The 5,516-nt window shown below is 73.9% G+C and carries 4 protein-coding genes; 3 read left to right on the top strand and 1 reads right to left on the bottom strand.

Annotated elements, in window-relative coordinates; genetic code table 11:
• The first annotated feature begins 348 nt into the window (after nucleotides 1-348).
• Nucleotides 349-1,560, top strand: a complete 1,212-nt coding sequence (locus tag ACTUAL_RS07960; protein WP_440899794.1) for a cytochrome P450 — start codon at nucleotides 349-351, stop codon at nucleotides 1,558-1,560.
• 24 nt (nucleotides 1,561-1,584) lie between these two features.
• Here the strand turns inward: ACTUAL_RS07960 and ACTUAL_RS07955 are convergent, their stop codons facing one another.
• The gene (locus ACTUAL_RS07955) at nucleotides 1,585-3,000 is read right to left on the bottom strand and encodes a short-chain fatty acyl-CoA regulator family protein (RefSeq protein WP_440899793.1); all 1,416 of its coding nucleotides are present in this window, start codon (nucleotides 2,998-3,000) and stop codon (nucleotides 1,585-1,587) included.
• Between the two features lie 204 nt (nucleotides 3,001-3,204).
• On the opposite strand from ACTUAL_RS07955, the gene aceA reads away from it, so the two are divergent.
• Complete coding sequence (aceA, locus tag ACTUAL_RS07950) at nucleotides 3,205-4,473, top strand: isocitrate lyase (protein ID WP_096497710.1); 1,269 nt, start codon at nucleotides 3,205-3,207, stop codon at nucleotides 4,471-4,473.
• 35 nt (nucleotides 4,474-4,508) lie between these two features.
• A partial coding sequence (locus ACTUAL_RS07945; protein WP_440899792.1) for a malate synthase occupies nucleotides 4,509-5,516 on the top strand: 1,008 nt, incomplete at its 3' end.

Below are 5,516 nucleotides of genomic sequence, written 5' to 3'. Positions count from 1 at the left end.
GGGGGTTTGGCCCTGGGGGGGGGGGGGGCTGCGTGGGGGGGTGCCGCGCTGTCCACGCCTGGGGCTCCTCGTGTGCCGGGGGGCGGCGGGTGCCGCTCGTCCGTTCAGGTTAACGAGTTCACGCAGGTGGGGACAGGGGATCGGGGTCGGACGAAAGTAGTAGATCCGGCGGGTGGGCCACCGCCGCGCCGCACGATCGGGGGATGTCACAGCTCGTGGGCGAGGTGGTCGGCGACCGGGGGCGCGGCGCCGGTTTACCGGGGCCCGGCGCGGATAGCCCCCTCCGGACGGCAGCCGGGAGTCCGCGCGAGGTGGTGCGGGGCCGGTCGCCAGGGACGGAGGAGTGGCGTGGCACTGGCATCGCGGATGGGCACGGCGCGGGTGTTCGGGCGGGTTCTGCTGCCCACCCTGGCCAAGGGGGTGATCGTCCGGCGGCCCGGTGTGCTGGCGCTGGAGCAGCGGGTCCAGGCCGACGAGGCGGCCATCCGGACGGTGGCCGCGCTGCGCGCCGAGCACGGGCCGGGGCCGGTGCGGCTGCGGGTGCCGGGGCGGAGCGTGGCGCTGGTGGTGTCGGTGGAGGACGTGGTCCGGCTGCTGGACGGCACACCCGAGCCGTTCGCGCCCGCGACCTTCGAGAAGCGGGCCGCGCTGCGGCACTTCCAGCCGCACGGGTCGCTGGCCACGCGCGGGCCCGAGCGGGCGGAGCGGCGGCGGTTCAACGAGGAGGCGCTGCGGCCGGGGAACGCCGACTGGGAGCGGGTGGTGCGGGACGAGGTGGACCTGCTGGTCCGGCACGCGCGCAGCACCGGGGTGCTGACCTGGGACGCGTTCTCGCAGGCGTGGTGGCGGGTGGCCCGGCGGATCGTGTTCGGGAGCGGGGCTCGGGGGGACGAGGAGCTGACGGCCGAGCTGGGGGCGTTGCGGTCGGCCGCCAACTGGGCGTACCTGCGGCCACGCCGGGAGGGGCTGCGGCGGCGGTTCGAGGAGCGGGTGCGCGGGCACGCCGAGCGCGGCGAGGCCGGTGGGCTGGCCCGCGGGCGGGCGGTCGAGGACGTGGTCGAGCAGGCGCCGCACTGGCTGTTCGCGTTCGACGCGGCCGGGATCGTGGCGATGCGGGCGCTCGCGGTGGGCGCGGCGGGCGACGAGCCGGGGTCGGTGAGCGTGCTGGAGTCGGCGCGGCTGTGGCCGACCACGCCGGTGATCCTGCGCGAGAGCACGCGGGAGACCGACTGGCACGGGGAGGCGCTGCCCGCCGGGACGACGTTCGTGGTCTTCACGCCGTACTTCCACCGGGCGCACGGCGACTCCTACCGACCGGACCTGTGGCCGCAGGGCGCGCCGGGCGTGGTGCCGTTCAGCGGCGGCCCGGCGGTGTGCCCCGGTCGGGACCTGGTGCTGGCGAGCGCCGGTCTGGCGGTGGAGGTGCTGCGGGAGCAGCTGGTGTTCCGCAAGCGGTTGCGCGAGCCGCTGCCCGCGACGCTCGACCACTTCGCGCTGGCGCTGGAGGTGGACACCCCCGAGGACGCCCGGCCGCGCGCCCGCGCCGGTCGGGGCGACTGAGGCCGGGCCGCGCGTGGGCGCGGGCTAGCGCACCTTCGCCGGCTCCAGCGGGTACGGGATGAAGGTGCTGCGGTTCGCGTCCACGCGCAGCGGCCTGCCGATCGGGGGCATCGAGCGCTGCGGGCACAGCGGGCGGTCGCAGGTCTGGCAGCCGGGGCCGATCGGGGTGGCCGCCGAGGCGTCCTCCAGGTCGACGCCGGTGGAGTAGACCAGGCGCGAGGCGTGCCGGATCTCGCAGCCGAGGCCCACCGCGTAGATCTTGCCGGGGCTGGCGTAGCCGCCCCGGCTGCGCGAGACGGTGCGGGCCACCCACAGGTAGCGCTGGTTGTCCGGCATCGCGGCGACCTGGGCGACCACCTTGCCCGGTGAGGAGAACGCGCCGTAGACGCTCCACAGTGGACAGGTTCCGCCCGCGCGGGAGAAGTGGAAGCCGGTGGCGGACTGGCGCTTGGAGACGTTGCCCGCCCGGTCCACCCGCACGAACGAGAACGGGATGCCGCGCTCGCCGGGCCGCTGCAGGGTGGTGAGGCGGTGGCAGATGGTCTCGAAGCTCAGCGCGAAGTGGTCGGCCAGCAGCTCGAGGTCGTAGCGCAGCTCCTCGGCGCTCTCGTGGAACGAGCGGTACGGCAGCAGCAGCGCGGCGGCGGCGTAGCGGGCAAGGCCGATCCGGATCAGCGACCGCACCGGACCCTCCGGCTCGCGGCTCTCCTGGACGATCGCGTCCAGCTCGTCGCCGAACTCCAGCAGCGCGATCTGGGTGGCCATGCGGAACGCCTGCTGGCCGGGGCGCAGGTTGCCGGACAGCCGCAGCACCCGGTTCACCGGGTCGTAGTGGTGCAGCTCCCCCGCCGAGTTGTGGTTGGCCAGCTCACCCGCGATGCCCTGCACGCGCACGCCGTGCCGGTCGGCGAGCCGGGCGGCCAGCGCGGAGCGCATCTCGCCGGGGCGGACGCCGGTGCGGCCCGCCACGTGCTCGGCGGCGGTGTCCAGCTCGGCGAAGTGGTTGGCGTGCGTGTAGAAGAAGTCCCGCACCCGCTCGTGCGCGCCCACGACCAGCTCGCCGGAGCGGTCGCCCGCGACGGCGGTGAGCTGCTCGTCGGCCTGGCGGTAGCGGCGGTGCAGGTCGATCACCGCCCTGGCCAGCTCGGGCCGGGAGGTGGCGACCTCGCGCAGGTCGCCGGGTGAGACGTCGGTGCCGGACAGGGCCTCCTGCAGCTCGGCGAACAGGCGGGCCGAGTCGTGGGTGGCGAAGAACGAGGCGTCCACGCCGAACGACTCGGTGAGCCGCAGCAGCACCGGCACGGTCAGCGGGCGCGAGTCGTGCTCGATCTGGTTGAGGTAGCTGGCCGAGATGCCGAGCGCGCGGGCCAGCTCGACCTGGGTGAGCCCGCGCTCCTCCCGCAACCTGCGCAGGCGTGCTCCGACGAACGTCCTGGCCATGTCGCACCTCCGTGGTGAGACGACCCAGGGTAGGGCAGTTTCGCGAACGTGCGCATTCGCAGGATTAGCAGAACCGGGGGTGGGGATTTTCGGAAATTGGCAGGTTGCGCCGGTCGTCCCGGCCGCGCCGCTCGCGCATCGTTCACCGCAGCGGAAGTCGAGCTGGTGGCAGTGGGCGGGACGGACGACGTGGAGGGCCTTGTGATGTTGAGCGCGGAGCAGATCGCCGACCAGTGGGCCACCGACGCGCGGTGGGCCGGGATCGAGCGCGCCTACGGCGCCGAGGACGTGGTCGCCCTGCGCGGCAGCGTCGTGGAGGAGCACACGCTGGCCCGGCGCGGCGCCGAGCGGCTGTGGGAGCTGCTGCACGACGAGGACTACGTCCACGCGCTGGGCGCGCTGACCGGCAACCAGGCGGTGCAGCAGGTCAGGGCCGGGCTGAAGGCGATCTACCTGTCGGGCTGGCAGGTCGCGGCGGACGCGAACCTGTCCGGGCAGACCTACCCGGACCAGAGCCTGTACCCGGTCAACTCGGTGCCGCAGGTGGTCCGGCGGATCAACAACGCGCTGCTGCGGGCCGACCAGGTCGAGCACGCGGAGGGTCGCGGCGGCGAGCGGGAGTGGCTGGCGCCGATCGTCGCGGACGCCGAGGCCGGGTTCGGCGGGGTGCTCAACGCGTTCGAGCTGATGCGCGCCATGATCGCGGCGGGCGCGGCCGGGGTGCACTGGGAGGACCAGCTCGCGTCGGAGAAGAAGTGCGGGCACCTGGGCGGGAAGGTGCTGATCCCGACCGGGCAGCACGTGCGCACCCTCAACGCCGCGCGGCTGGCCGCCGACGTCTCCGGGGTGCCGACGCTGGTGGTCGCCCGCACCGACGCGCAGGCCGCGACGCTGCTGACCACCGACGTCGACGAGCGGGACCGGCCGTTCACCACCGGCGAGCGCACCGCCGAGGGGTTCTACCGGGTGCGGGGCGGGATCGAGCCGTGCATCGCGCGGGGGCTGGCGTACGCGCCGCACGCCGACCTGCTGTGGATGGAGACCTCGCTGCCGGACCTCGGCGTGGCGCGGGAGTTCGCCGAGGCGGTCAAGGCGAGGTACCCGGAGAAGATGCTGGCGTACAACTGCTCGCCGTCGTTCAACTGGCGCAAGCACCTGGACGACGCCACGATCGCGAAGTTCCAGCGGGAGCTGGGGCACATGGGCTACAAGTTCCAGTTCATCACGCTGGCCGGGTTCCACGCGCTCAACCACTCGATGTTCGACCTGGCGCGCGGGTACGCCGAGAGCGGCATGAGCGCGTACGTCGAGCTGCAGGAGCGGGAGTTCGCCGCCGAGCGGGACGGCTACACCGCCGTCAAGCACCAGCGCGAGGTCGGGACCGGCTACTTCGACCGGGTCAGCACCGCGCTGAACCCCACCGGTGAGACCACGGCGCTGTCCGGGTCCACCGAGCAGGCCCAGTTCGCCTGAGTCCGGGAATCCGTTCCAGCAGTGGGGAGAGCGCCGTGCACGAGTACCGCAGGACGGAGGTCGTCGGGGCGCCCGGCGACCGGTTCGACGAGATCCTGACCCCGGAGGCGATCGCGTTCGTGGCGCGGTTGGACGACCGGTTCGCCGCCCGGCGCGCGGAGCTGCTGGCCGAGCGGCGGCAGCGGCGGGAGGAGTTCGCGGCCGGGGCCGTCCCGGACTTCCTGGCCGAGACCGCGCACGTCAGGGACGACCCGTCGTGGCGGGTGGCGCCGGTCGCGCCGGGGTTGGCGGAGCGGCAGGTGGAGATCACCGGGCCGCCGGACCGGAAGATGGCGCTGAACGCGCTCAACTCCGGGGCGCGGGTGTGGATGGCGGACTTCGAGGACGCCACCTCGCCGACGTGGCGGAACCTGGTGTCCGGGCAGGTGAACCTGCTCGACGCGGTGGAGGGGCGGATCGGGTTCACCGCGGAGGGCGGGAAGCGCTACGAGCTCGGCGGCTCGCCCGCGACGATCGTGGTGCGACCGCGCGGGTGGCACCTGGTGGAGAAGCACCTGATCGTCGGCGGGCGGCCGGTGTCGGCCTCGCTGTTCGACTTCGGGCTGTTCCTGTTCCACTGCGGGCGGCGGTCGGTGGAGCGCGGGTTCGGGCCGTACTTCTACCTGCCGAAGCTGGAGGGGCACCGGGAGGCGCGGCTGTGGAACGACGTCTTCCTGTTCGCGCAGGAGGAGCTGGGGCTGCCGCGCGGGACGATCCGGGCGACGGTGCTGATCGAGACGATCACGGCGGCGTTCGAGATGGAGGAGATCCTCCACGAGCTGCGGGAGCACAGCTCGGGGTTGAACGCGGGGCGGTGGGACTACGTCTTCAGCCTGGTCAAGAACCTCGGCGACCGGCCGGGGTTCGTCCTGCCCGACCGGGCGCTGGTGACCATGGAGGCGCCGTTCCTGCGGGCCTACACCGAGCTGCTGGTGCGCACCTGCCACAAGCGGGGGGCGCACGCGATCGGCGGGATGGCGGCGTTCGTGCCGAGCCGGGACGCC

Source organism: Actinosynnema sp. (assembly GCF_052038725.1).
The sequence above is the reverse complement of the archived record's forward strand: the minus strand, read 5'-3'. Positions and strand labels throughout refer to the sequence as shown.